Origin of the sequence: Mycobacterium sp., from assembly GCF_035697385.1 — a bacterium.
In the GTDB taxonomy this organism is placed as follows: Bacteria; Actinomycetota; Actinomycetes; order Mycobacteriales; family Mycobacteriaceae; genus Mycobacterium.
In genome coordinates, this window is record NZ_DASSCY010000107.1 from 1 (window position 1) to 3,317 (window position 3,317).

At 66.3% G+C, this 3,317-nt stretch carries 4 protein-coding genes; 1 reads left to right on the forward strand and 3 read right to left on the reverse strand.

What is annotated here, in order from left to right:
• Positions 1 to 200 precede the first annotated feature (200 nt).
• Positions 201 to 683, reverse strand: a complete 483-nt coding sequence (locus tag VFH65_RS09435) for a hypothetical protein (protein WP_353320921.1) — start codon at positions 681 to 683, stop codon at positions 201 to 203.
• Between the two features lie 14 nt (positions 684 to 697).
• Positions 698 to 1,180: a hypothetical protein gene (locus tag VFH65_RS09440; protein WP_353320922.1), complete on the reverse strand. Its 483-nt coding sequence runs from the start codon at positions 1,178 to 1,180 to the stop codon at positions 698 to 700.
• Between the two features lie 48 nt (positions 1,181 to 1,228).
• Here VFH65_RS09440 and VFH65_RS09445 point away from each other — a divergent pair, with 48 nt between their 5' ends.
• Positions 1,229 to 1,900 (forward strand): phosphatase PAP2 family protein, encoded by a 672-nt coding sequence (locus VFH65_RS09445; protein WP_353320924.1) that lies wholly within the window; start codon positions 1,229 to 1,231, stop codon positions 1,898 to 1,900.
• Here VFH65_RS09445 and VFH65_RS09450 read toward each other — a convergent pair.
• Positions 1,854 to 3,317, reverse strand: a 1,464-nt coding sequence (locus VFH65_RS09450; RefSeq protein ID WP_353320925.1) for a bifunctional phosphatase PAP2/diacylglycerol kinase family protein, incomplete at its 5' end; no start/stop codon positions are given. The two genes, VFH65_RS09445 and VFH65_RS09450, sit on opposite strands and share 47 nt — an antisense overlap.

Here is a 3,317-nt window from a genome sequence, read left to right on the forward strand (position 1 = left end):
CCACCGCACCCATCACCACCCCCACCGCGACAACCCCCGCTGAGCCCGGCCGCGGACTGGCGATGCCCCGACGCACACACACCCGCACCCAAAACCGCCAACGCGCCATCCAAACCGAACGCCAACTCAACAACAACCACACCACCCAACGCAACAAACCACCACCGTTCTGACGCTGTCTGCCAAGCGTTCTCGTGGTTCTAGGGGTGATACGGGACGCCGACCGCGCGGAACACATATTCCGGCGGCACGTCGAAGGCCAGCGACCGGCGGGGCAAGCGCATCAGAACATCCGCCGGAATCGCGTCTTTGTAATGCAGCGACAGTTCACCGGAGAACCGCGTGTCCACCGCGTTGATGTCGACGTTCAACAGCAGGCCGCTCTCCGAAAGCTCGGCCGACACGTTGCCGGCTTGCTGTGCGTCCCAGCGCTGATCGATGGTGCGGCCCGCCAACTTTGGCACGGTTGACAGTGTGCCGAGCACCCGCTGATTGGTCAGCACCAACGATCCGACATAACTGGCGATATGCCCCGCCGAGCGCTTCCCTGGAATCTTCCCGCTGAACCGGCGCGTCACCGGCACATACTCGGCGAGGTACAGAACGCCCTCGGCTTCGACTTCGGCGCGCAGCTCGTCGGGCAGCTTGCCGATGCGGAGCAGTTTTCGCAAGAACACGGCCATAAAGGCACCGTAGCTCAGCTGCGGGGAATCCCCAGGACGCTATAGACGAACTTCCGCGGAACGTCGAAGGCCAGCGTCCGTGCAGGCAGGCGGGACAAGACCTCAGGTGAGAGTTGCGTCTTGTAGTTCAGCGACAGTTGCCCCGAGAACTCCGGATCCACTTGTGCGAGATCGGATATCTCCAGCAGCAAGCCGGACTCCGACAGTGTGCCTCTGACTGCGCCCGCATCAGAAGCGTTCCAGGGCTGATCAACCGCCCGTCCCCCTGTGCCTGGCAGCACGGACACGGTGCCGAGCACTCGCTGGTTGGTCAAGGCGAGCGAGCCGCCGTAACCGCGGATGAGGCCGACCGACCTGCGCCCCGGAACGTGACCCGTGAAGCGCAGTACGACGCCAAGGTATTCGCCGAGATAGATGACCCCCTCGGATTCCACCTGGGCGCGCATGTCGTTCGGCAGTTTGCCGATGCGGAGCAGTTTGCGGAGAAATCCGGCCATGGGCAGTCACCTTAACCGCAGCGGCAGCCAGGTGGTACAGCTTGTGAGATGAAATCGCGCAAGACCTGGCTGCTCGGGTCGGCAGCGGTTGCCGTCGCGATCTACGCGCTGATGTGGATCGGCTATGCGTTGCAGTGGAACTGGCTGAACACCATCGACTCGTCGGCCTTGGACGCGATGTATCGCTATGCCGTCTCCCGCCCGGGATGGGTGACTGCGTGGGACGTCTTCTGCACCGTCCTCGGCCCGACCGCCTTCCGCATCGCTGCCCTGGTGGTCATCGTCGTCGCGTTGGTGCGGCGCAATCTGCGCGTCGCCCTCTTCCTGGTGATCAGCGTCGAACTCAGCGGACTCGTCATCGAAATCGCCAAGCAGGTCGCCGACCGCCCGCGGCCGTCAACCGCTCTGGTGTGGGCGCTATCGACCGCGTTTCCCTCCGGTCATGCCGTCGGCGTCATGGTCGGCGTGCTCGCCATGCTGACTGTCGCACTACCGGTAACCCGCCGCCCGCTTCGTGCATGGCTCATGGTGCTCGGCACCCTCGTGGTCATAACAATCGGCATCGGCCGCGTCGTGCTCAACGTCCACCATCCGTCCGACGTGCTGGCCGGATGGGCGTTGGGCTACGCGTATTTCGTCGCGTGCCTGCTGATGGTTCCGCCGGCGCGGCCCGTCACGGAAGCGGACGAAATACCGGTAGCACCCGATACCGCACGCTGAAAGTTGCTTCCGTGCACTCTGTCCCGACCTCACCGTCGAGCGCCAGCACCGTCGGACCGTCAACCGCCGTGAACTTGAACTCGGGCACCCGCATCTCGTGATAGAGCGGGCTGCGAACCAGTCGTCCCAGCACGAGCGAGACAAGTATGCGCAGCCTGCTCAACCGCCGGCCAGTCTCAAGAATGCGGATGTCCATCAAGCCGTCGTCCATCCGCGTTCGGTGTGACGGGGCGAAACCTGATGGCAGATAAGTCGAATTGCCCAAGAAGAACAACGACGTCTGCAGCGTCTTGTTGTCGTAGGAGATCTTCACCGGCTCTTCGCGCCGCAGCGTGTGAACCATCGCGTACAGTCCCGCCAGCGGTTTACCGATCCTGTGCTCGAGCCTCTCTCGCGTCTGGACGAACTGCGGGTAGGCGCCGATGCTCGCCGTGTTGACCACCATGTGGCCGTCGTTGAGGCACACCACGTCGACGCACGCGGCACTGCCTTTCCGGATGGCCTCGACCGTCTTGGCCACACTGTCGCAGTCGATGTCCTTCGCGAAGTGGTTGAACGTGCCGCCGGGGAAGACGGCCAGCGGAACCCCGGTCTCGATCGCGATGCCCGCGGCACACGCCACGGAGCCGTCCCCGCCCCCAACGGCTAGCACTTCTGCTCGGCCTGCTGCCGCGCGGAGCACCGCTTCGAGCTCGTCGTCATCGGCGAGCTCGACTATCTCGGCCGCAGGCAGGGCGTCGCGCACCTCGTCGACTACGCGGGCCCCCGTCCCGCCACCGGAGGCCGGGTTGATCACCAACACGACGCCAGCGCCGTCCGGCCTTGCCGGGGTGTCGAGGCGCAGCGGGTCCGCGGTCGGAATCTTCGTCGGCACGGTTGGCGGCACAATCCGCGCGCCCACCACCGCGACCGCTGCCCCGATGCCGAACCCCGCGAACACGTCACCGGGATAGTGCGCCCCGGTGGCGACGCGGGACAGGCCGACGAGGCCGCCAAGTAGCGCCAGCCCCAGACCCAGCGGGGGGTTCTCGAGCCCGACGCCGACGGCAAACGCGGCCGCGCTCGCGGAGTGGCCCGACGGCAGCGAATTCGACGTGGGGGTTCGGTGGCCCCGCCTGGCCAGCGGCACCGTGAGGCGGTTCGGCCGCGGGCGCTTCCAGACCCGCTTGGCGACCTGGTTGGTGAACAGGCTGGTCGCGCCCAGTGTCACGACGCCGCGGAACGCGCCGCGCCTCGAGGCCCGATGGCCCGACGCGGCCAATACGGCGGCAATGACCAGCCACAGCTTCGAATGGTCCGCGGCCCGGGTCAGGCGCGGCATCGTCGCGTCGAGCAGGGGACTCGGCGATTCCGCGACGGCTTCGAACACCTCGCGGTCCAGGGTGCCAAGGCCCTCGCCGACCTGCCGGATGCCGCG

Coding starts and splice junctions, on each gene's coding strand:
- VFH65_RS09435 (WP_353320921.1), bottom strand. CDS start 683: ATGGCCGTGTTCTTGCGAAAACTGCTCCGCATCGGCAAGCTGCCCGAC.
- VFH65_RS09440 (WP_353320922.1), bottom strand. CDS start 1,180: ATGGCCGGATTTCTCCGCAAACTGCTCCGCATCGGCAAACTGCCGAAC.
- VFH65_RS09445 (WP_353320924.1), top strand. CDS start 1,229: ATGAAATCGCGCAAGACCTGGCTGCTCGGGTCGGCAGCGGTTGCCGTC.